26 protein-coding genes and 1 other RNA gene are annotated in these 22,455 nt (G+C 34.5%); 26 read left to right on the forward strand and 1 reads right to left on the reverse strand.

The window, feature by feature from the left end:
• The first annotated feature begins 109 nt into the window (after positions 1 to 109).
• The 11 genes from CALHY_RS06390 to murJ all read left to right on the forward strand — a co-directional run bounded on the left by CALHY_RS06390 (position 110) and on the right by murJ (position 10,352).
• Complete coding sequence (locus tag CALHY_RS06390) at positions 110 to 1,291, forward strand: ATP phosphoribosyltransferase regulatory subunit (RefSeq protein ID WP_013403152.1); 1,182 nt, start codon at positions 110 to 112, stop codon at positions 1,289 to 1,291.
• Positions 1,288 to 1,917, forward strand: coding sequence for an ATP phosphoribosyltransferase (hisG, locus tag CALHY_RS06395; protein ID WP_013403153.1), 630 nt, complete (start codon positions 1,288 to 1,290; stop codon positions 1,915 to 1,917). Before CALHY_RS06390 ends, hisG begins: the two co-directional genes overlap by 4 nt.
• The gene (hisD, locus tag CALHY_RS06400; RefSeq protein WP_013403154.1) at positions 1,914 to 3,209 is read left to right on the forward strand and encodes a histidinol dehydrogenase; all 1,296 of its coding nucleotides are present in this window, start codon (positions 1,914 to 1,916) and stop codon (positions 3,207 to 3,209) included. Before hisG ends, hisD begins: the two co-directional genes overlap by 4 nt.
• Complete coding sequence (gene hisC / locus CALHY_RS06405; protein WP_013403155.1) at positions 3,202 to 4,275, forward strand: histidinol-phosphate transaminase; 1,074 nt, start codon at positions 3,202 to 3,204, stop codon at positions 4,273 to 4,275. Before hisD ends, hisC begins: the two co-directional genes overlap by 8 nt.
• A complete protein-coding gene (hisB, locus tag CALHY_RS06410) occupies positions 4,256 to 4,840 on the forward strand; it encodes an imidazoleglycerol-phosphate dehydratase HisB (protein ID WP_013403156.1) in 585 nt (194 codons plus the stop codon). The genes hisC and hisB overlap by 20 nt, the downstream gene beginning before the upstream one ends.
• Before the next feature lie 3 nt (positions 4,841 to 4,843).
• On the forward strand, positions 4,844 to 5,449 hold the full coding sequence (gene hisH, locus CALHY_RS06415) for an imidazole glycerol phosphate synthase subunit HisH (protein WP_013403157.1): 606 nt from the start codon (positions 4,844 to 4,846) through the stop codon (positions 5,447 to 5,449).
• Complete coding sequence (gene hisA, locus CALHY_RS06420; protein ID WP_013403158.1) at positions 5,446 to 6,159, forward strand: 1-(5-phosphoribosyl)-5-[(5-phosphoribosylamino)methylideneamino]imidazole-4-carboxamide isomerase; 714 nt, start codon at positions 5,446 to 5,448, stop codon at positions 6,157 to 6,159. The genes hisH and hisA overlap by 4 nt, the downstream gene beginning before the upstream one ends.
• A 27-nt stretch (positions 6,160 to 6,186) precedes the next feature.
• On the forward strand, positions 6,187 to 6,939 hold the full coding sequence (gene hisF / locus CALHY_RS06425) for an imidazole glycerol phosphate synthase subunit HisF (RefSeq protein ID WP_013403159.1): 753 nt from the start codon (positions 6,187 to 6,189) through the stop codon (positions 6,937 to 6,939).
• Position 6,940: 1 nt separating this feature from the next.
• Positions 6,941 to 7,558: a bifunctional phosphoribosyl-AMP cyclohydrolase/phosphoribosyl-ATP diphosphatase HisIE gene (gene hisIE, locus CALHY_RS06430; RefSeq protein WP_013403160.1), complete on the forward strand. Its 618-nt coding sequence runs from the start codon at positions 6,941 to 6,943 to the stop codon at positions 7,556 to 7,558.
• Positions 7,559 to 7,656: 98 nt separating this feature from the next.
• Positions 7,657 to 8,736 carry a mannose-1-phosphate guanylyltransferase gene (locus tag CALHY_RS06435; protein WP_013403161.1) on the forward strand — a complete coding sequence of 360 codons (1,080 nt, stop codon included), beginning with the start codon at positions 7,657 to 7,659 and terminating at the stop codon, positions 8,734 to 8,736.
• 44 nt (positions 8,737 to 8,780) lie between these two features.
• Entirely contained in the window at positions 8,781 to 10,352 is a 1,572-nt protein-coding gene (gene murJ / locus CALHY_RS06440; RefSeq protein ID WP_013403162.1) for a murein biosynthesis integral membrane protein MurJ, read from the forward strand.
• Here the strand turns inward: murJ and CALHY_RS06445 are convergent.
• Positions 10,330 to 10,815: a GNAT family N-acetyltransferase gene (locus tag CALHY_RS06445; protein ID WP_013403163.1), complete on the reverse strand. Its 486-nt coding sequence runs from the start codon at positions 10,813 to 10,815 to the stop codon at positions 10,330 to 10,332. The genes murJ and CALHY_RS06445 overlap by 23 nt on opposite strands.
• 49 nt (positions 10,816 to 10,864) lie before the next feature.
• On the opposite strand from CALHY_RS06445, the gene nth reads away from it, so the two are divergent.
• The 15 genes from nth (at position 10,865) to CALHY_RS06520 (ending at position 22,444) form a co-directional block, all read left to right on the forward strand.
• Entirely contained in the window at positions 10,865 to 11,500 is a 636-nt protein-coding gene (nth, locus tag CALHY_RS06450; protein WP_041723129.1) for an endonuclease III, read from the forward strand.
• Between the two features lie 95 nt (positions 11,501 to 11,595).
• Positions 11,596 to 12,474, forward strand: coding sequence for an acyl-CoA dehydratase activase-related protein (locus tag CALHY_RS06455; protein ID WP_013403165.1), 879 nt, complete (start codon positions 11,596 to 11,598; stop codon positions 12,472 to 12,474).
• Complete coding sequence (locus CALHY_RS06460; RefSeq protein WP_013403166.1) at positions 12,443 to 13,537, forward strand: hypothetical protein; 1,095 nt, start codon at positions 12,443 to 12,445, stop codon at positions 13,535 to 13,537. The genes CALHY_RS06455 and CALHY_RS06460 overlap by 32 nt, the downstream gene beginning before the upstream one ends.
• Positions 13,509 to 14,501, forward strand: coding sequence for an acyl-CoA dehydratase activase (locus CALHY_RS06465; protein ID WP_013403167.1), 993 nt, complete (start codon positions 13,509 to 13,511; stop codon positions 14,499 to 14,501). Before CALHY_RS06460 ends, CALHY_RS06465 begins: the two co-directional genes overlap by 29 nt.
• 38 nt (positions 14,502 to 14,539) lie before the next feature.
• A non-coding RNA gene (ssrS, locus tag CALHY_RS13405) (6S RNA) lies at positions 14,540 to 14,748 on the forward strand.
• Positions 14,749 to 14,829: 81 nt separating this feature from the next.
• Entirely contained in the window at positions 14,830 to 15,558 is a 729-nt protein-coding gene (locus CALHY_RS06475) for a tRNA threonylcarbamoyladenosine dehydratase (protein ID WP_049772036.1), read from the forward strand.
• 72 nt (positions 15,559 to 15,630) lie between these two features.
• Positions 15,631 to 16,086, forward strand: coding sequence for a DivIVA domain-containing protein (locus CALHY_RS06480; RefSeq protein ID WP_013403169.1), 456 nt, complete (start codon positions 15,631 to 15,633; stop codon positions 16,084 to 16,086).
• An 80-nt stretch (positions 16,087 to 16,166) separates the two neighbouring features.
• Positions 16,167 to 16,934 (forward strand): polysaccharide deacetylase family sporulation protein PdaB, encoded by a 768-nt coding sequence (pdaB, locus tag CALHY_RS06485; RefSeq protein WP_013403170.1) that lies wholly within the window; start codon positions 16,167 to 16,169, stop codon positions 16,932 to 16,934.
• Positions 16,935 to 17,002: 68 nt separating this feature from the next.
• Complete coding sequence (locus tag CALHY_RS06490; protein ID WP_013403171.1) at positions 17,003 to 17,596, forward strand: hypothetical protein; 594 nt, start codon at positions 17,003 to 17,005, stop codon at positions 17,594 to 17,596.
• Positions 17,597 to 17,659: 63 nt separating this feature from the next.
• On the forward strand, positions 17,660 to 18,304 hold the full coding sequence (locus tag CALHY_RS06495; RefSeq protein ID WP_013403172.1) for a single-stranded DNA-binding protein: 645 nt from the start codon (positions 17,660 to 17,662) through the stop codon (positions 18,302 to 18,304).
• 72 nt (positions 18,305 to 18,376) lie between these two features.
• On the forward strand, positions 18,377 to 18,916 hold the full coding sequence (gene pgsA / locus CALHY_RS06500; RefSeq protein ID WP_013403173.1) for a CDP-diacylglycerol--glycerol-3-phosphate 3-phosphatidyltransferase: 540 nt from the start codon (positions 18,377 to 18,379) through the stop codon (positions 18,914 to 18,916).
• A 45-nt stretch (positions 18,917 to 18,961) separates the two neighbouring features.
• A complete protein-coding gene (locus CALHY_RS06505; RefSeq protein ID WP_013403174.1) occupies positions 18,962 to 19,321 on the forward strand; it encodes a phage holin family protein in 360 nt (119 codons plus the stop codon).
• A 27-nt stretch (positions 19,322 to 19,348) separates the two neighbouring features.
• Positions 19,349 to 20,326 carry an AIR synthase family protein gene (locus CALHY_RS06510; RefSeq protein WP_013403175.1) on the forward strand — a complete coding sequence of 326 codons (978 nt, stop codon included), beginning with the start codon at positions 19,349 to 19,351 and terminating at the stop codon, positions 20,324 to 20,326.
• 18 nt (positions 20,327 to 20,344) lie between these two features.
• Positions 20,345 to 21,016 carry a response regulator transcription factor gene (locus tag CALHY_RS06515; protein ID WP_013403176.1) on the forward strand — a complete coding sequence of 224 codons (672 nt, stop codon included), beginning with the start codon at positions 20,345 to 20,347 and terminating at the stop codon, positions 21,014 to 21,016.
• A 24-nt stretch (positions 21,017 to 21,040) separates the two neighbouring features.
• Positions 21,041 to 22,444 (forward strand): sensor histidine kinase, encoded by a 1,404-nt coding sequence (locus CALHY_RS06520; RefSeq protein ID WP_013403177.1) that lies wholly within the window; start codon positions 21,041 to 21,043, stop codon positions 22,442 to 22,444.
• Positions 22,445 to 22,455: the final 11 nt, after the last annotated feature.

Here is a 22,455-nt window from a genome sequence, read left to right on the forward strand (position 1 = left end):
TAAATAATGGCTCCACTTTTTTGTTGCTTTTTCAGATCTTTTGTAATATAATATAACATGATATCTATTCATCACTTCATTATGATAAAGTAATGAAAGGAAGAAAAAGATGAGCAAAAAGTTTGTGGATTACTATCCTCCAGTGTCTGATACCTTAGAAGAGATAAGAAAAAAGACTATCTTTTTATTTAAAAAATTTGGGTACAAATTGGTTGAACCTTCAACTTTTGAAGATTATGAAAAGTCAAAAAACTTAAATGGCAGCAACACTATAAAGTTTATGGACAGCGATGGAACTGTAATTGCCTTGAGAAATGAATTTACTCCAAAGGTTGCAGAGATTGCAACTAAGTTTCAGACAAATGTTTATCCGCTCAAATTGTGTTACTTTGGCAAGGCATATCAGTTTCTTCAACAGGAAGCTGGGGATTTAAGGGAATTTTTTCAAGCAGGCATAGAAAACTTTCATACATCTGATAGTTTTTATATAGACTTAGAGGTATTAGTGCTTGCAGTAGAGAGTTTACTTGAACTCGGCGTGATTAATTTTACAATAGATGTTGGTGAGGTAAATTTCTTTAAGGGAATTGCTAAGGACTGTGAGATTGACGAGACCTCAGCAGAGGTGCTTTGCAAGCTTGTTGACAAGAAGGACTATATAGGGATTGAAAACTTTTTGATTCGAAAGGGCATTTCCCAAAAAGTGATAGATGTTTTCAGAAGCCTCACAAGACTTTATGGTAGAGAGGATAAGATAAAAGAGGCTAAAAAATTTGCAAACAATGAAATGTCTAAACTGGCGATAGAGAGACTGAGCGAGATATATAATAATATGGTAAAACTGGGTTACCAAAATTATATTACTATTGATTTTGGAATGGTAAAACATCTAAACTATTACACAGGTATAATATTTTCTGGTTATATACAAGAACTTGGCTATCCTGTACTAAATGGTGGTAGATACGATAATTTGTGTGAAATATTTGGTAGAAAATTATATGCCATTGGATTTGCAATTGGTGTAGACAGAATTTTAGAGTGGAAACTAAAAAATACCCCAAGGAATGATAAGTTATACGATAACCTTGTTTTTTATAAGGAAGGGTACTTTGAAATGGCGTTGAAGCTTCTTCTCAACTCTGATAACAAAAACCAGAAAATTTATTTTCATACAGTACCAGCAAATATAGAAGAAGCCTTTCTTATTAGCAAAAGTATGAAAGTCGAAAGATTTATGTATGTAAATGAAGATGGGGCAAAAACGTATGTGTTGGAGGATTTAAAATGATTACCATAGCACTGCCGAAGGGGAGATTAGCTCAGCAAACAGTTGAACTTTTGAAGAAAGTATCGCTTGTAGACATTGATATATCTGATGAAAGTAGAAAGTTAGTGATGGAAGATGTTAAAAATTCTTTACGTTTTCTCATGGTAAAACCTTTTGACGTACCCACTTATGTGGAATATGGAGTTGCAGATATTGGAGTTGTGGGCAAAGATGTTCTGCTTGAAATGAACAAAAAAGTGTACGAACTTTTGGATTTAAAGATTGGAAAATGTTTTGTTGCTTTGGCAGGACCTAAAGGGATGAGCAAAGCTCTTTTGGGAAAGCCTGATAAGACAATCGCAACCAAATTTCCTAACATTGCCAAAGAGTATTTTGAAAATGTTAGAGGTGAGGATGTAAAGATAATAAAACTCAATGGTTCAGTAGAACTTGCTCCGATTTTAGGACTTTCAGACATGATAGTAGACATTGTGGAGAGTGGTAGGACTTTGAAAGAAAATGGACTTGAAGTGTATGAAAAGCTATACGACATCAGTGCTCGGCTTATTGCCAACAGGGCAAGTTTAAAATTAAAAACTCAGATAGAAGATATTATAAATCGTTTAGAAAGGATGATTGAAGAGTGAGAATCTTGTCCAGCAAACAACAGATTGAAAACTACATAGAGACGGCTAAAATAAGAAAATGGGAAAACGAGGAAGAGATTGAACAGAAGGTTCGAAGAATAATCTCTGATGTAAAAGATAAAAAAGATGAGGCTGTGCTTTACTACACCCGACTTTTTGATTGTGATGATATTTGCTTAGATGAACTGCAAGTGGCTCAAGAAGAGATTGAAAGAGCGTATTTCGAATGTAAAAAAGAAGATAGAGATTTCATAGATGCTTTGAATGCTGCGTATGAGAATATCTATGAGTATCACATGAGACAAAAAGAAGAAAGCTGGTTTTATGTAAAAAATGGGTCGCTACTTGGCCAGATTATAAAGCCTCTTGAAAAGGTAGGGATTTATGTTCCAGGAGGAAAAGGAGCTTATCCTTCAACAGTTTTAATGAATTCAATTCCTGCAAAAGTTGCTGGCGTTGAGAAAATAATAATGGTAACTCCACCTGACAAGCACAAGAGTATCAGCAAATACACTTTGGCAGCAGCAAAAATTTGTGGTGTTGATAAGATTTATAAAGTGGGAGGAGCTCAAGCAGTTGCAGCACTTGCATTTGGAACACAGATTATACCCAAGGTAGATAAGATTGTGGGGCCAGGAAATATCTATGTAGCAACTGCTAAAAAATTGTTGTTTGGATATGTGGATATTGACTCAGTAGCAGGACCAAGTGAAGTTATGGTTATTGCAGATGGTTCTGCGAATCCGAAATATATTGCTGCCGACTTGCTATCCCAGGCAGAACACGACCCCATGGCAAGGTGTATTTTAGTTACAACATCTTTACAGGTGGCTCAAGAGGTTTCTGAGAATGTTGAGAAAATGCTTGCAATATTTGAAAACTCTGTTGCTTTAGAATCTATCGAAAAAAACGGTGTGATAATAGTTGTTGATAGTCTTTTTGAAGCTGCCGAGATTGCGAATATAATTGCACCTGAGCACTTAGAGATTTGTTGCAATGATGCAGAAAAAATTTTGTTTAAGATCAGAAGCGCTGGTGCAGTTTTTATAGGTGAATATTCCCCTGAGCCTATTGGCGATTATATCGCAGGACCAAATCATGTACTGCCAACATCTGGCACAGCAAGTTTCTTTTCTCCTCTCGGGGTTTATGATTTTGTTAAGAGAATGAGTTTGATAAAATATTCAAAAGAACAATTTTTGTTAGATGCTCAACATGCAATAAACATAGCGCGAAAAGAAGGTTTCCTCTTTCATGCAAATTCGTTGAAGGTGAGGTTAGAAGATGTTTAGAAAAAGATTAGAAAATTTTTCAAACTATATAACGCCCCAAATAGAATGTTTGGTTAAAGCAGATGCCAACGAAAATCTTCTTGAACTTCCTGAAGAGTTAAAGGATATAATTTTGGATACTTTAAAAAATAGCATACCTAATTTGTGTTTTTATCCCGAAATCAATTCTCAACCACTTAAAGAAGCTTTAGCGAAATTTTACAATTTAAAAAGTGAAAATTTTATTGTAGGAAATGGTTCAGACCAGATAATTCAGCTTATTGTTCAAGCATGCTGTGAGCAGGATGACCAGGTATTTTTTCTATATCCTTCGTTTACGATGTATAGAATAACTGCTGAACTTTTTGACGTAGGGTTTTGTTTTTTTGATATTACTTCCCAATGGGGAATTGATGTTGAAAAGATTATTGACAGAATAAAGACAAATGAAAAAATAAAGGTAATATTTATTGATACTCCAAATAATCCAACTGGGATTGCATGGAGCGCTGAAAATTTAAAGGCTCTTGTAGAAGCATTTCCTTCAAAGCTTGTGGTAATTGACAATGCCTACGGTGAATACAGCGATATTGACTATATAGAGTTTGCAAGAAGATACAATAACACAATAATTCTTAAAACATTTTCTAAAATAGGTTTTGCGGGTATAAGATGTGGCTATGGCATTGCAAATGAAAATGTTATAAAAAACCTTCACAAGGTAAAACCGCCTTATAATATAAACATTTTGACACAGCACATCGCTATCAAGGTTCTTGAAAATTTCGAAAAACTAAAAAATAACATCAGGATCATAAAAAATGAAAGGGATAAGATGATACAAAAACTCAAAGAATACTACTATGTTATTCAGTCTGAAGCAAACTTTGTGACAGTTGTAGATGAGTATGCCGACAGAATATTTGAATACCTTGTTGCGAACAAAATTCTTGTAAAAAAGTTTGAGGTGGGGGACAAAAAACTTTTAAGAATTACATTGGGCAAGCCTCAAGATAATGATATAATAATAGAAAATCTCATTCGATTTAAAAAGGAGAACGCAAAAGATGGGGCAAAGAGTTGCTGAAGTTCAGAGAAAGACAAAAGAGACAGATATTAAGCTAATTCTCAATATTGATGGGAATGGTGATTACAAAATCTCAACGGGCGTTGGTTTTTTTGACCACATGCTTCAACTATTTTCTCATCACGGAAAATTTGACATTCAGCTTGAAGCGAAGGGAGATATATATATTGACGACCATCACACCATAGAAGATGTTGGAATAGTTTTGGGTCAGGCTTTTTTAAAAGCTTTGTCAGATAAAAGAGGTATAAAAAGATATGCGCATGTTATTTTACCTATGGATGAGGCACTTGTAATGGTGGCAGTGGATATCTCAGGAAGGCCTTATTTAGCGTTTGATGTAGACTTTAAACTACCATATCTTGGAAATATGACTTCTCAGATGGTTGTAGAATTTTTCAAGGCTTTTGTTTGGTCTTCTAAAACCACAGTTCATATAAAGAAACTGGCTGGTGAGAATGACCATCATGTTTGCGAAGCCATTTTTAAAGCTGTTGGAAGAACCTTAAAAGAGGCTTGTACAATAATCGATGATAGAATTCCATCGTCAAAAGGAGTGTTATAAGTTGTGAAAAGAATATGTATTGTGGACTATGGAATGGGAAACTTGAGAAGTGTACAGAAAGCATTTGAATACATAGGCTTTGAAGCTTTTGTTACGTCAAGCAAAGACGACATTGAGAGATCAGATGCGATTGTTCTGCCGGGGGTAGGAGCATTTGACATAGCTATTTTAAATCTTAAAAGATTTGGTCTTGTTGATGTCTTGAGAAAAAAAATAAAAGAGTCTTTATTTTTGGGTATTTGCTTGGGTTATCAGCTATTATATGAATTTAGCGAAGAAGGCAGTTGTGAGGGTTTAAGAATTTTCAACGGAGAGGTCAAAAAGTTTCCTCAAAAAGAGAACATCAAAATCCCACACATGGGATGGAACAGGATAAAAGTTAAAGGAAATTCAAAACTTTTAAAGGGTGTGGATGATCAGTTTGTCTATTTTGTTCATTCGTATTATGTGGAAAATAAAGATAAATCAATAGTATCTTCTGTGTGTGAGCATGGTATTGAGTTTGACTCTTCAATAGAAAGTGGCAATATATTTGCTACTCAGTTTCATCCTGAAAAAAGTGGTGAAGTGGGACTGCAAATACTTAAGAACTTTGGGGGATTGCTATGATTGTTATACCTGCAATAGACCTTATAGATGGAAAGTGTGTAAGACTTACTCAGGGAGATTATAACAAGGTTGAGCTGTTCAATTCAGATCCAATTGAGCAGGCAAAACTTTTTAAAAAAAGTGGTGCAAAATACATCCATGTTGTTGATTTGGATGGTGCAAAAGTTGGAAGACCAGTGAATTTTGAAGTTATAAGAAACATAAAAAGATCTACATGCTTGACAGTTGAATGCGGTGGAGGCATTAGAGATAAGGCTACAGTTGAGCTTTATCTCTCTTCAGGAATTGACTATATCATTTTAGGTTCTGTCATCTTTAAAAATCCTGATTTTGTAAGTGAAGTTATAAAACTGTTTGGTAAAGAAAGATTTATTGCTTCTCTTGACTTTAAAGATGGTTTTGTAAAACTTTCTGGATGGCAGGAAGCAACAACAATTACCATTGAAGAAGGAATTATGAAAATAAAAACTTTGGGATTTGAAAGGCTTATTTATACAGATATAACAACTGATGGAATGTTAAAAGGACATAACTTTGAAGCTGCAAGATATATTCGCAAACTTTTTGACGGATTTTTGACAGCATCAGGTGGGATTTCATCTAAAGAGGATATTATAAGACTTAAAAGTATAGGTGTTGATGCAGCAATTGTTGGAAAAGCTCTTTATATAGGTCAGCTCAAATTAGAGGAGGTAATTAGTTTACTTTAAATATTCAAATAAGGAGAAGGATGTAAAGTGGTTGCTAAGAGAATAATTCCCTGTCTTGATGTCAACAGAGGAAGGGTTGTTAAAGGTATAAACTTTGTCAACCTTGTTGATGCTGGCGACCCTGTCGAAAGTGCTCAAAAATATAATCAGCTTGGTGCTGATGAACTGGTGTTTTTAGATATTACAGCATCGCATGAAGAAAGAAATATAATGATAGAGGTCGTAAAGAATGTAGCTGAGAAGGTTTTTATTCCTTTTACAGTAGGTGGTGGTATAAGAAATTTAGATGACATTAGAAATTTGCTTTTGGCTGGAGCTGATAAGGTTTCGATTAACTCTGCAGCGGTTAAAAACCCCGACCTTGTAAATGAGGCTGCAAAGGTTTTTGGTTCGCAGTGTATTGTGGTGGCAATTGATGCAAAAAGACACAGTAATGGTTTCCATGTGTATATAAACGGTGGAAGGATAGACACAGGACTTGACGCTGTAAAATGGGCAAAAGAAGTTGAAATGAGAGGGGCAGGAGAGATACTACTTACCTCAATGGACAGAGACGGAACAAAAGCTGGATATGATTTAGATCTTTTAGAGGCTATTTGTAGCAGCGTAAACATTCCTGTCATTGCTTCAGGTGGTGCTGGCAGGCCAGAGCATTTTTTAGAGGCTTTCAAAGCTGGTGCAGAAGCTGCTTTGGCTGCTTCTATATTTCATTTTGGAGAGATTTTAATTGGAGATTTAAAAAGTTACTTAAAAAATCACGGCATTGAGGTGAGGATATAAAATGATAGATATCTCAGCTTTGAAGTTTGACCAAAATGGACTTGTGCCTGTTATTGTACAGGATAGTCTAACAGGTGAAGTACTTATGCTGGCATACATGAACAGGGAAGCTTTAGAGCTTACCATTCAGACAGGGTATATGCACTATTTTAGCCGAAGCAGAAACAAGATATGGAAAAAAGGAGAGACTTCAGGTAATGTCCAAAAATTGGAAAGTTTATTTTTAGACTGTGACGGTGACACCTTGCTTGCCATTGTTGAACAAACAGGAGTTGCGTGTCATACAGGGAACAAAACATGTTTTTTTAGTGCTTTGGAAGGTGATAAAAAAAAGATTACAACTGACATTATTTTTGAACTGATGAAAACAATAAATGAAAGAAAGCAAAATAAGGTAGAAGGTTCGTATACCTGTTACCTATTTGAAAAGGGACTTGATAAGATACTTAAAAAGATTGGCGAGGAGGCAACAGAGGTAGTAATTGGAGCAAAGAATGGTCAAAAAGAAGAAATAATCTATGAGATATCTGATTTGATGTACCACTTGAGTGTTTTACTGGCGTATTTTAACCTCGACTGGACAGATATTTTAAAAAGCTTGGAGGAGAGAAGAAAATAATGCTTTTTGGCGTTTTTCCATTGTTTAAAATTTGAAAAATATTGTATAATATAAATGTTGAAGATTTCAACTATTTTTTGAAGAGGAGGGGTTTAAAAATGCAAAGATTTGCAGTGGTTATGGCAGGTGGTGGTGGTACAAGGTTTTGGCCTTTGTCACGAAGCTCGTCGCCAAAGCAATTTTTAAACCTCTCTGGAAATGACATTTTGATAAATGAAACAATTGATAGGATATCAAAGGTCATTCCTAAGAAGAATATCTTTATTGTCACCAACATAAATCAAAAAGAGATGATAGAAAAGGTCCTTGATGAAGAGATAGATAGAAAAAACATCATTTATGAGCCAATTGGAAGAAACACTGCAGCTTGTATTTTATATGCTGCACTTAAAATTAAAAAAATACATGAAAATGGAATAATGTGTGTATTTCCATCTGACCACTATATTAAAGATAACGATGGATTTGCTGAAGTAATAAATACCTGCATTGAAATTGCTGAAAAGCATGACAAGCTCATAACAATTGGAATAAATCCAACTTTTCCATCAACTGGTTATGGTTATATAAAATTTGACAGAGATTCCAGTGATAAATATGAGAAAAAAGCTTATGAGGTTTTGGAATTTGTCGAAAAGCCATCATTTGACAGAGCAAAAGCCTATATAAAAAGCGGTAATTACCTGTGGAACAGTGGGATGTTCGTATGGAAGATAGACACAATCATTCAAAACTTCAATAGGTTCCTGCCCAGAATCTACAATAGGTTTTATTCTATATATGAGTATCTTTGGACAGACCAAGAGTTTGAGAAAATAGGAGAGATATATCCATCTCTTCAGGATATATCTATTGACTATGGGATAATGGAAAGAGCTGACGAGGTGGTAGTGGTACCTGGCGATTTTGGCTGGAATGATGTGGGGTCATGGGACTCTCTTGGAGCAATATTCCCACCAGACGATGATGGTAACATTGTGAAAGCTTTGCATGTTGGGATTGATACGCGTGACTGCATAATTTATGGAAACAACAGGCTTATCGCCACAATTAATGTGTCTGATGTAATTATTGCTGAGACAGAAGATGCAGTTCTTGTTTGTTCAAAAAACAGAGCACAGGATGTTAAAAAGATTGTTGAAATTCTCAAAGAACGAAAACTGGATAAGTTTATTTAATCTTTTTGCTGGTTCATTTATTTTTTTAAGAAGGGCGGTCTTATATGTCTGACAGTGCCAAAAGAATTACCAAAGCTACTTTTTTTGTTATCGTTGCAACTATACTGTCAAAATTGTTTGGATTTTTGCGTGAGGTTGTTTTAGGTGCTTTCTACGGGACGAGTTATAAATTGGACTCTTTGATTGCAGCCCAGCTGTTGCCGGGCGTTTTTTTTGCAAGTATTTTGGCTTCTTTTTCTACCACCTTTATTCCTATTTACAATGAGATATTGATAAAAGAGAGCAAAGAGAAAGCAAGCAGATTTGCAAGCAAATCACTTTTTTTAATTGTAATAGCTGCGCTCATTGTAGCAGTGATAGGTTCTATATTTTCACCGTTTATAGTTGAAGTGGTCTTTAGGGGATTTGATAGGTCTGCAAAACATCTGACCTGGCAGCTGATGAGAATTACATTTTTTTATATAATCTTTTTAGGCGCTAACTATATCTTGCAAGGATTTCTTCAGTCTAATGAAAATTTTGTGGTGCCTGTACTTGTAGGACTACCATTCAATGTAATTATCATCTTTTCAGCCTTTTTAAAGAAAGAATTTGACATTTATGGTGTTGCTGTTGCATTTGTACTTGGATACTTTTCGATGGTATTGTTTCAAATACCGTTTGCACTCAAAAAGGGATTTAAGTTTAAGTTGGATATTAATTTACGTGACCCATATATAATCAAACTTTTTAAGCTTGTTCTGCCTGTATTTATTGGTTCGTCGGTTATGTCGCTTAATTCTTTTGTTGACAGGTACTTGGCTTCATTTTTACCTGAGGGAAGTATTTCAGCTTTGAACTTTGCAGATAAACTAAATGGAGTGGTTTATGGTATATTTAGTGGTTCAATATCGGCTGTCATTTATCCGTATTTATCGCGATTTTTTTCAAGTGAAAAGAAAGAAGAGTTCAAAAAGTATTTGGTACTTTCTATAAATTCTCTCATATTGATTATGGTGCCAATTACAGCTGCGGTTCTGGTATTATCACGCGAGATTGTCCAGTTTGTATATGAAAGAGGGGCATTTAACAGCCGTTCAACTTATCTGACAAGTGGTGCTCTTATGTTTTTTTCCTTAGGGTATTTAGGGTATGCAGTGAGAGAAATCCTTAGCAGAACTTTCTATTCAATCCAGGATACCATTACACCAATGAAAAATGGTATTTTAGCTGTAGCAATTAATATAGTTTTAAATATCATTCTTGTCAAATACCTAAAACACAGAGGTTTAGCACTGGGTACCAGCATTGTTGCGTATGTGTCAGTATTTTTGCTTATGCGTAGTTTATTTAAAAAGATAGGAAAGATTGAACTAAAAAGCTCCTTGATAGTATTCATAAAAGCCCTGTTTGCTTCTTTTGTAATGGCTATTAGTATTATTTTTGCAAAAAATCTGATACAAGTAAAAACGCCTGTGACGTTTATAACTAAGGTAATCAATCTTTCGATTTGGGGATTTTGTGGAGTAATTTCATATAGTACAGTAATTTATTTATTGAAAATAAAAGAGGCCCAATGGGTATTGGAAAACTCAATAAAAGTGCTTAAAAAGGTTAGAGGATTAGCTGCAAAATAATAACATCCAAAAACCTACCAAATTTGCTACCAACTTTGGTGAGCTTTCCGACTTCTACAAAACCAAATGATTTGTGCAGATGTAAACTTATATAGTTTTCAGCGCACACTTTTGCAATTATGTTGGCAGCCCCTGTGTCTTTAGCTCTTTCTATTAAAAATTTTAAAATCTGCTTGCCAATCCCTCTGCCTCTGTACAATGGATGTATGTATATGGAGTCTTCAACTGTGATTGAATAAGCTTCTTTTTCTGAGAATGGGGAGAGATACCCATAACCTAGTATAGCGGAATTTTCTTCTGCTACATAAATAGGGTATTTGTTGCCGTGGCTGTCGAACAATTTCAAAAAATCTTCTGTGGTCTTGGGATGAATATCGAATGTGGATGTTGAATTCAAAACTTCATAGTTGTAGATATAAAGCAGGTCTGGGATATCAGAAATTGTTGCTTTGCGGATGTTCATTTTACCATTTTTCTCCTTTCCTCAAAAAATTCTTAGGGAGTGAACGAAGATTACTAAAAAAGAAAAAGCAAGTTATGTGATAAAAGAACTTTTAAAAATTTATCCACAACCAAAGTGTACTTTAAATTATAATAAACCATATGAGCTTTTAATTGCAACCATTTTGGCAGCACAAAGTACAGACGAGCGTGTAAATAAGATTACCGCTGAGCTTTTCAAAAAGTATCCTACACTTAAGAGCTTTGCAGAAGCAGATTTAGAAGAGCTTGAGAAAGACATAAAGCCTGTTGGGTTTTATAAAAACAAAGCGAAAAGTATTAAAGAAACCTCAAGGATTTTAATTGATAAATATAACGGTACATTACCAACTACTATAGAAGAGCTTGTAAAACTCAAGGGAGTTGGAAGAAAAACAGCAAATGTAATAATGGCAAATATTTATGGAATACCTTCCATAATAGTTGATACTCACTGCAAAAGACTTTCAAATAGACTTGGGCTTGTAAATAGCAAAGATGCTACAAAGATAGAGTTTGAGCTAAAGAATATTGTCGAGCCTCAGATGTACACTATATTTAGTAATTTGATGGTTTACCATGGGAGAGCAGTTTGCAAGGCAATAAAACCGAAATGTGAAGTGTGTACTATAAAAGATGTTTGTGAGTATTTCAAGGCCCGAAAATAGAAGGGCCTATTTTTTTTGTATTTTTACTGCCAAAGTGGTGAAAAATAAGTAAATAGAAAAAACGGTCTCAATCTTTGAAAGGGAGAATTGAAAAAGTGAAGGTAGGAGTTCCAAATAGTTTTTGCTATGCTGGAATGGAAAATTTTTTTATAAGAGTTATACCAGAAGTCTTAGAAGATTCCCAAATAATCTTTTCAGGGAAGACAACAAAGGAAATGGTAGAATATGGGCTTAAAAATGGCTGTGATGAACTTTGTATCCCTGCCAAAATTTTTATTGGACATGTAGAATATCTTATAAGAAAAAAGAATGTAGATGTGTTGTTTTTGCCGCGCCTTGTATCTGTATTACCAGGCACCTATTCATGCCCCAAGATTATTGGTATTCCAGATATCATAAAAGCTAATTATTGTGAAGCTAAGCTGCTGGTACCTGAGATAAATTTAAGAAAAAAGAGAAAAATAATGTCAGAAAAAAGTATGAAAAATGAACAGCTTTTTGATTTTCCTATGGCCAAGATAGCTAAAACTAAAAATATAATGGTATTGGCCCATAGCTATGTAATCTTTGATGAATTTCTAAACAAAGGTATATTGGAAACTATAAAAAACGCAGGCTACAATCCTATTTATCCCGCATACTATCGTTTTAATTCTTTTTATATTTCCTCTAATTTGCCAAAAGAATTCTTCTGGTCCTCTGCAAGGGATATCTACAATTATTTTGAATGGGCAGTAAATAATACACAAATTGACGGCGTAGTGTACCTTATGACATTTGGATGTGGGATTGACTCTGTTTTGCAGGAACTGATTATGAGAAAATGCAATAAAGTGGGACTGCCTTATCTTTGTATAACTGTGGATGAACACTGTGCTGATGTGGGGATACAAACAAGAATAGAAGCGTATTTAGATATGATTGAATGGAGGAGAAAAAGTGATGAGAAAAATAACATTTCCACATATGGGTAATCTATTTATTATAGGCAAAGCACTTTTTGAAGAACTTGGATTTGAAGTGGTCATTCCTCCATATAACAACAAAAGCGCTCTTGAAATTGGAAAGAGACTTTCGCCCGAATTTATTTGCCTGCCTTTTAAATTGAACATGGGGAATTTCATCCAAGCAATTGAAATGGGCGCAGACACCATTGTAATTTTTGGTGGCTGTGGACCATGTAGATTTGGATACTATGGTGCACTTGAAAAGGAGATTCTCAAAGATTTGGGCTATGATGTAGAGATGATAGTCATCGAACCTCTTTTTTATGGTCTTATGAATTTTTTGGAGCAGGTGAGTAAGATATTTGCAAGAAAAAATATAGCCAGTGTATTAAAGAGAGTGTATAGGTTAGCCAAAAAGATAGATGGGATTGAGAAAAAAGTACATTTTTTAAGACCAAGGGAAATGGTTAAGGGGAGTGTAGATAAGATATATGAGAAGTTTAGAAATGAAGCAATAAAAGTTTATGGAATTGACCAAATGGAAAGATTGGTTGATACCACGAATGTTTTGCTTGACAATTTGTATATTGTAAATGAGAAGGTCAGAAAAATAGGAATTGTAGGAGAGATATACACCATTATTGATAGTTTTTCAAGCTTAAACATTGAAAAAATACTTGGTGAGATGGGATGTGAGGTTGAACGAAATCTTTATATTTCCCAGTGGATTGATATACATCTAATATATCCAATATTTAAAAGAAAAGATCCAATTGTTAAGAGATATTCTAAAGATGTAATGCCAGTTTTAATTGGAGGCCACGCAAGAGAGACCATTTCTTATGCCAAATACTTTGCAGCCCAGAAATATGATGGAATATTGCATATTTTTCCTCTCACATGTATGCCAGAAATAATAGCAAAATCAGTATTAAATGGTATCAAAAATCAAATAAATATTCCTATCCTACACGTTGTAATAGACGAAGTTGACAGTGACGTAGGTATCAAAACACGTTTAGAAGCTTTTTTAGACCTAATTGAGGCAAGGAGTGAGAAGGTTGAGAGAGGACTTCTTTCTTGGGATTGATATTGGTTCTGTTAGTACTAATGTAGTCTTGATTGATAAAAATGGTGAGGTAATTGAAAGCATGTATCTCAGAACCCAAGGAAAGCCTATTGAAATTTTACAAAAGGCTCTTGGCACATTGTACGAAAAGTATGGAGATAGCTTGAGGATAAAAGGAGTTGGAACTACAGGGTCAGGAAGACATTTAGCATCGCTGGTGGTAGGAGCAGACATTGTAAAAAATGAGATAACTGCTCATGCAAAGGCCGCAATCTTTTTTGTACCTGATGTAAGAACTATAATTGAAATAGGTGGACAAGATTCGAAAATAATCTTAATAAAAGATAGAATTGTTATTGATTTTGCTATGAATACAATCTGTGCTGCGGGAACAGGTTCTTTTTTGGATAGGCAAGCAGAAAGACTCAATATTCCGATTGAAAAATTCGGTGAAATAGCAATAAAATCACAAAATCCTGTAAGAATAGCTGGCAGGTGTGCTGTATTTGCTGAGTCAGATATGATTCACAAACAGCAGCTTGGACATCCTTGTGAAGATATTCTTTTTGGGCTGTGTTTAGCTCTGGCAAGAAACTATCTTGCTAATTTGGCAAAGGGAAAAAGGTTGGAAAGTCCAATACTATTTCAAGGCGGTGTTGCGGCAAATATAGCAATGAAAAAGGCATTCGAACAGCTTCTTGGAATTCAAATTATAGTTCCAAAATACTACAATGTTATGGGGGCAATAGGTATTGCACTACTGGCAAAAGAGAGGACAAAAGGTCTTATCACCAAATTCAGAGGTTTTGAAAACATCCACAGGTGCAAGTTTGAGACAAAAGGATTTGAGTGCCGTGACTGCTCAAACTATTGCGAGGTTGTTGGTTTTTATAGCAATGGTAATTTAGTGGCAAGGTGGGGTGATAAATGCCAGAAATACTCATCTAACAGGAATTATCATATTGAAAACTCTAAAAATCTGTGATATATTTAAATTAGAAATAATAAAACAAAGCTATGGCAGGAACTCTGCCGTGTGCGTTACAAGATGGTGAAGTTCCAGGCCAACACCATCAAAAAAGGGAATCCGGAGTCCAATAGTGGCGCATAGGCTTCCCACCCAAGGTTTTGCTTGGGTGACAAACAGGAAGTAATGCAAAGCTATTGGCAGGATACCCACCTGCTGAGGCAGGGTCTGGGAAACTCCCTGAGGACGGCATGGTGGAGTTCCTGACATGAAAGAAGAAAGACCCCAAAAACAAAAGAGGGTCTTTTATTTTTTAATTTACTTCAGAGAGGAGAGAATAAGAATATTGATAGGTCCAGCGGATATTTTCCAAAGAACTATGATGTTGATTGGAGAAGATAAGATTGAAAAACTGTCAAAGGCAAAAATAGCAGTGTGTGGACTTGGTGGAGTTGGAAGTTTTGCATTTGAAGCTCTTGTTCGCTGTGGAATTGGAAATTTTGTTATTGTTGACAAAGACAGAGTAGTTCCCTCTAATTTGAACCGTCAGCTTATAGCCACCATTCCAAATATAGGAAGGTATAAGGTGGATGCTGCTCGTGAAAGAGCAATTGAAATAAACCCTTTTGTAAAAATAGAAATAATTTCCGAGAAAATTACATCCGAAAATGTCTATGAGATTTTTGGAAAAGGGAGTATAGATTATATAGTAGATGCAATAGATGATATTAGGGCAAAAGTTGCGCTGATCAAGTTTGCTTCAAAAGAGAACATAAAAATAATAAGTTGTATGGGTATGGGCAATAGACTAAATCCTTTGCTTATAAAAGTTTCTGATATATATTCTACACGTTATTGTCCGCTTGCTAAAAAACTTAGAAGTATTCTGAGAAAAGAAAATATTAAGAGTTTAAAGGTTGTGTACTCTGAGGAAAAACCGTCAAAACCCGACTATAGATATTTAAAAGAAGAGACAGAAAAAAAGCATGTTCCAGCAAGTATTTCGTTTGTTCCACCTGTTGCAGGATTTATCATGGCTTATGAGGTGATAAAGGATTTGGTTTTCTGTGATTAATTTTGATATACAAAAATAATCTTTTTTGTGTTAAAATATTCAAAAAGGTCTTAAGAGAATGTGGAGGTAAAAATGAATACATACAAATTTGCAAGGACTTTTAGGGGTTTTAAACCAAGTTCTGTGATAGAGTACTTAAACAATTTGGAGATGACCTATGAAAAAGAAATAAAAGAGAAACAGGAAAAGATTGAAGAACTTCAGAAAGAAAATGAGGAGTTAAAGAATACTTTGAAAAAGCTTGAGGAAGAGCTTTCAAAGTTGAACGAGCAGAAAATAAAAATTGCTGAGCTTCTCATAATTGCTCAGGAAAAGGCAGAGAGCATCGTATCAAAAGCAATTGAAGAGGGGGAAAACAAAAAAAGAGCTCTTCTTGCTGAAATCGAGGAGCATGAAAAACTTCTGCAAAATTTAAAAGACGAAATAAAGCGAATAAAAGGAGAACTTCAATCTTTCATTTCTAAATTTGATGAGAAAGCTATAGGTAGCTCTCAACCTGAACTTCAAGAAGAGAGTAGCATTATGTAAAAAATATGCTACTCTATTTTTTCATATTATTGCTGTCATTTTCATAAATTTACCTTAGAACAAACTTTGTGGAATGAATAATGATAAGAGTTTTTAACATTTCCAAGATTATAAAGCTGGTCTTAATCACAATTCTTGTTTTGCTCACAATAAACACTATTTTTATCTATTCAAAGCTAACTGTAGAGGTTATAAATCAAAAAAAGCTTCTACCAATCTACTGTGTTGACAGAGATGACAAGAAAATAGCTTTAACATTCGATGCTGCATGGGGAAACGACGATACAAAAGAACTGCTTAGTATACTCAAAAAATTCAATGCAAAAGCTACTTTTTTCCTTGTAGGCTTTTGGGTAGAGAAATATCCTGAAGATGTAAAAGATATCTTCAGTCAGGGGCATGAAATAGGAAGCCATTCTGACAAACATCTTCACATGTCAAGATTATCTGAATCTGAGATAATTAGAGATATTAAAAGCTGTGAAGAAAAAATTATGAAGATTATTCACAAAAAACCAGTGGTTTTTAGACCTCCATATGGAGATTACAATAATACTTTAATAAAAACTCTTTCTTCCTTGGGATATTACGTTATCCAGTGGGATGTTGATTCACTTGATTGGAAGGATTTATCTGCACAAGAGATTGCACAGAGAGTATTGAAGAGAGTAAAAAGTGGCTCTATCGTATTGTTTCATAATAATGCCAAAAATACTAAGTATGCTCTGCCAATTATACTCAGTACTCTTTCCAAACAGGGATATCAATTTGTAACAGTATCGCAGCTAATATACAAAGATGGTTATTATATTGACCATCAAGGTGTTCAGAGGAAAATAGTAAGGTGACTTAAATAATTGAAAGAAGAATGGTCACACTAATATATGCGGTAAAAAACAGCGGGGAGAAAAATAAAATGGTAAAAATAGGTGTGTTGTATAAAAACCTATCGTACAAAGAGATGTTTAAAAGCGACTTTGTTGATTTTGTAAAAAAAAAGGGTAAAAAAATATTAGAGATAGATTTAGCGAATGAAAAAAATAATGATGAAAAAATTACAGGTTTGCTTACAGATTTTAATCTTCCCTTCGATTATATCATTTTTTATTTAGATTGTCCACAAAATGTTATTAAATATTGTGAACTGGTTGTTGTACTTCAGAACGAGATTTTAGGTGAGTTGGAAGGCATTTTTGATAAACACCAGAAAATTTTAATCTTTATGGATAACAGCTTACCTATGGTATTAAAAAATGCTTCTTGTAAGGTTGTTGACATAGGCTTTTCATCCCAAAACACCATAAATATAACTCATCTTGATTATGGCAGTGACAACAAGGTAAGCCTGAGCCTATTTTTCCAGAGAGCTGTTGAGACCATTGATGGCAATATTATTGCCGAGAAAGAAATAAAAGAAAAAGAAAATCTACAAAAAGAGGAAGAGGGGATATCTGTCTGTGTGATTTCTGCCACTTTAAAAAGCTTGTGTGGTTTGAATTTGGATGTCTAAAAATTTACCTTTTTGAATAGGATAAAAATAGGTTAAAAAAGTACGAAAGGATGAGTGTGTGCCATGTCTAAAAATCCTTTAGAAAACAATAGAGTTTACTTATGTGGAAAGGTTGTTACTCCACTTAATTTTAGTCATGAAAGTTTTGGCGAAAGATTTTTTACATTTAAACTTGAAGTTCCTCGACTTTCTCAACAAAAGGATATCTTAATTGTAACAGTTTCTGATAGACTTTTAATCAATGTAAATCTTGAAGAGGGAAGCTCGGTAGAGGTAATAGGACAGTTTAGGTCATACAACAATCCTTCAAATGTAGGAAACAGACTCATCTTAACAGTATTTGCAAGGGACATTAAAAATGTTGAGAGCATAGACCCTTCAAAGAATATCAATGAGATATTCTTAAATGGATATGTGTGCAAAAAACCTCAGTACCGTACCACGCCTTTAGGAAGGGAAATAACAGATATTTTGCTTGCTGTAAATAGACTTTATGGAAAGTCAGATTATATTCCCTGTATTGCTTGGGGGAGAAATGCCCGTTTTGCAAGCACATTTCAAATAGGTGATAACATAAAAATATGGGGAAGAGTACAAAGTAGAGATTATCAAAAGAAATTAGAAGATGGTAGAATAGAAACCAGAACTGCTTACGAAGTCTCTATATTTAAGCTTGAAAAAGTAGAAAAGAGTGAGAATGTAAGCTAAAGATATGATGTAGATATTATCTTTGAAATATGATAAAATCATAAAAAGTGACAAAAGAAAAAAGAGGTGTAGTTGTTGAATCTTCCAAATATTCTCACAATTTTAAGATTTATATTGGTACCAGTATTTGCTGCAATATTTCTTTCTCATCTGAAGTACAATTATCTGATAGGGCTAAGTATATTTTTATTATCAGGACTCACTGATGTTTTGGATGGTTTTATTGCACGAAGATACAATATGGTTACACAATTTGGAAAGCTATTTGACCCGCTTGCAGACAAGTTGATGATACTTACCGTCTTGTGGTGCCTTGTTTTGAAAGAATATATACCTTCATGGGTTTTTTATATTGTCCTTGCAAAAGAGATTTTTATGATAGTAGGTTCAGCTCTCTTATATGGGAAGATAAAAATAGTGGTTTCTGCTAATATCTATGGCAAGCTTTCTACTTTTTTGTTTTACATAGCCATTGTCTCGTTAATTTTGAGATGGCAGATATCCTTTCTTACACTCATATTGGCTCTAATTTTTGCTATTTTTGCACTTGTGATGTATGTATCAAAATATGTAAATGAATATAAAAGACTCAAAAGCACCTCCCGTGAATAACTGCATTATAAGTTGGTTAACCTACAAATAGGAGGTGCTTTTGTTATGAGTGAAAAAACTGAAAAAAGGTATGCAAGCTGGCTAGGTATAATTGTGAGATTTGTTGTTGCTTCTTTTATGATGCTTTTGATGCAGCTCATCTACCCCAACTTTGTATTCAGCAATTGGATGATAGGAATAGCTTTAATTGTAGCAATATCTGTGATAACATATATAATTGAGAGAATAACAACACTTTATAGAACCCCTATAGGAAGAGGAATAATTGCTTTTTTAGTAACTTTTGCTATTTTGTATTTTGGTAATATGTCAGTACCAGGTATTAAAGTACCCATTATAGCTAACTTAATTACCTCTTTTGTTGTAGGGATGTTTGATATATTTTTGCCAGATAGAGTATTTTAGATTGAAGAGGCAAAGGGGGTCTTCTTTTTGGATATAGGAAAGGTACCCGTAGAGATACTGCAGAAGCATGTCTTTAGCAACTTAAGGACCAACAAAAACATCTTGTTGCTTCCTAATATTGGAGAAGATTGTGCTGCTGTGGATATCGAAGGAGAAATAGCTGTTCTTACCACGGACCCAATTACAGCAGGCGACAATATGAGTGGTTTTTTGTCGGTGGTTGTTGCCTGTAACGATTTGGCGGCAGCTGGAGCAGAACCACTTGGGGTACTTACTACTGTGCTTCTTCCTCCCGGAAGTAGTGAGGATGAATTTGCGAAGATATTAACTCAAATAAGAGATGCTTGCAATAAATTAAACATCCATCTCTTAGGCGGACATAGCGAAGTGACAACTGCAGTTACAAGACCATTGATTGTTTCAACTGGTTTTGGAAAGGTAAAAAAAGAGCTTCTTATCCCTACAGGGGGAGCAAAGCCGGGTGATAAAATTGTTATCACAAAAACAATAGGTTTAGAAGGTACTTTTATTTTATATAACAAGTATAAAGAAAAACTGAAGGATATATTAAATAGCCACGAAGAAAAAGAAATAGAAAGCTTTGTAGAAAAATTAAGTGTTGTAAAGGAAGGGATGATAGCAAGAGAATATGCCTCCAGTATGCATGATATTACAGAAGGCGGACTTTTTGGAGCTATATATGAGGTGTGCAGAGCATCAAGTAAAGGTGCAGTAATATATGAAGATATGATAAATCTCAGTAGTGCAGTTGAGAAAGTGTGCGCTTTTTTTAATTTAAATCCATATAAGCTTATCTCAAGTGGAAGTATGTTAATTACAACAAGTAAGGCAGATGAACTTGCAACAAAGCTTTTAGAAAGTGGCATTGAATGCTGCATAGTTGGAGAAATTGTGGAAAAACCAAGTATAGAATTTGTTTCTAAAAGCGGAGAAAAAACTTATATAAATGATTTACCAATAGATGAAATATATAAAGTTGTGTAGAGGAGAGGTAGAGATAGGATGAAAATCCTTGTCATTGATGATGATGTAAAGATATGTGAGGTAATAAAACTCTACTTAGAAAAAGAAGGGTTTGAAGTAGTAGTTGCTCACAATGGTATAGATGGAATTGCTATGTTCAAAAATGAAATGCCCGACCTTGTAATACTGGACATTATGCTGCCCAAAAAGGATGGATATGAAGTCTGTAGAGAACTTAGAAAGATTAGTAACATTCCAATTATAATGCTCACTGCAAAGGGAGAGACATTTGATAAGGTACTTGGATTAGAGTTGGGAGCAGATGACTACATTGTAAAACCGTTTGATCCAAAAGAACTAATTGCACGAATAAAAGCGGTGCTGAGAAGAACACAGGGTGAAGTCAATGATGAAAAGGTTGTTGTATATCCAAATCTGACAGTAAATCTCACTACATATGAGGTGAAACTTGAAGATAAAGTAATAGATATGCCGCCGAAAGAGATAGAGCTTTTGTATTTCTTAGCATCACATCCCAACAAAGTGTTCACAAGAGAGCAGCTTCTTGACCATATATGGGGTTACAACTTTGTTGGAGACACTCGTACAGTTGATGTACACATCAAAAGAATAAGAGAAAAGATTGAAAAAGACAAATATCCTTGGAAGATAAAGACTGTATGGGGTGTGGGTTATAAGTTTGAAATTTAGGCTTTGTTGAGGAAGTGAAAAGAATTGAAATCTATATATTTTAAATTTGTGGTGACATATACAATCATAATTGCAGTTGGATTTTTAATTTTTGGGACAGTGCTCAATAACCTGACAGAAAACTATTTTGTCTCCCAAAAACAGACTCAGCTTGTTCGTGAAGCTGAGAAAATTGCAACTGGACTTGCGCTTTGGTATATAACAGGGTTTTTGGAACAGGATAGACTTAGGTTTGAGATTAGATTTTTGCGGGATTATCTGAATGCTTCAATCCTGCTGATAAATAAAAATGCAAATGTAATATTAAACTCGGATGAACAGGTATATATAGATGATTTAAATCTGAGAAAGATAAGAGACAAGGTCTTTGAAGGCGAGATTGCTGTAAAAAAGCTTCTTATAGGGGATATGATAAAAAGAGAATATCTTGTGATAGGGTATCCGGTAGTGATAAATAACCATGTTGTGTCAGGACTTCTTCTTATCACTTCAACAGATGAGATAAGGCAGACATTAAAGATGTATAACAGAATAATTTGGCTGATTACATTGTTTGAGGTTTTAGTTGTTTTGATAATAACATATGCACTGACTCAAAGGATTATCACTCCCATTAAAAAGCTTGCACAGGCTTCAAGAAAGATAGCTGAAGGTGATTTTTCGCAAAAAATTCCTATTCCAAACAATAGTGATGACGAGATTAGTGAACTCATCTCATCTTTTAATTATATGACCGAAAAATTAGAAAATTTAGAGATGATGCGAAAAAGTTTTATTTCTAATGTGTCACATGAGCTCAGGTCTCCTCTTACCTCTATAAGAGGGTTTGTGGAAGGTATATTGGATAAGACCATTCCAGATGACAAAAGAGATTTTTATCTGACCCTTGTAAAAGAGGAAGTTATAAAGCTTAACAACTTGATTAATCAACTTTTAGAATTGTCAAGACTTGAGTGGGGGAAAATAAATCTTAATTTGAGCGAATTTAAGATTTATTCTGTGATTGCGGAGGAGCTAATTAAGTTTGAAAAGCGAATAGAAGAAAAAGAAATAGATGTAACTCTGCAAGTGGACGAAGAACTTGTTGTCAAGGCAGATAGGGATTTGATAAGTAGGGTTGTTCACAATCTTCTTGACAATGCTATAAAGTATAACAAGGTTGGCGGGAAGATTTATATATATTCTGAAGTAGTAAATGGTAAAGCCTATATAACAATACAGGATACAGGCGTGGGTATTCCTGAAAAGCTACAAAAGCTTATCTGGGAAAGGTTTTATAAAGTTGATGAGTCAAGAAGCCTTGAAAATGGAGTTGGGTTAGGGCTTTCAATTGTAAAAGAGATTATAAAGCTTCATAAACAGAACATCTGGGTTGAAAGCGAGGAAGGTGTTGGATCCAAGTTTACATTTACGCTGGATTTAAAATAATTTTTATTATT

Source organism: Caldicellulosiruptor hydrothermalis 108 (assembly GCF_000166355.1).
GTDB lineage: Bacteria > Bacillota > Thermoanaerobacteria > Caldicellulosiruptorales > Caldicellulosiruptoraceae > Caldicellulosiruptor > Caldicellulosiruptor hydrothermalis.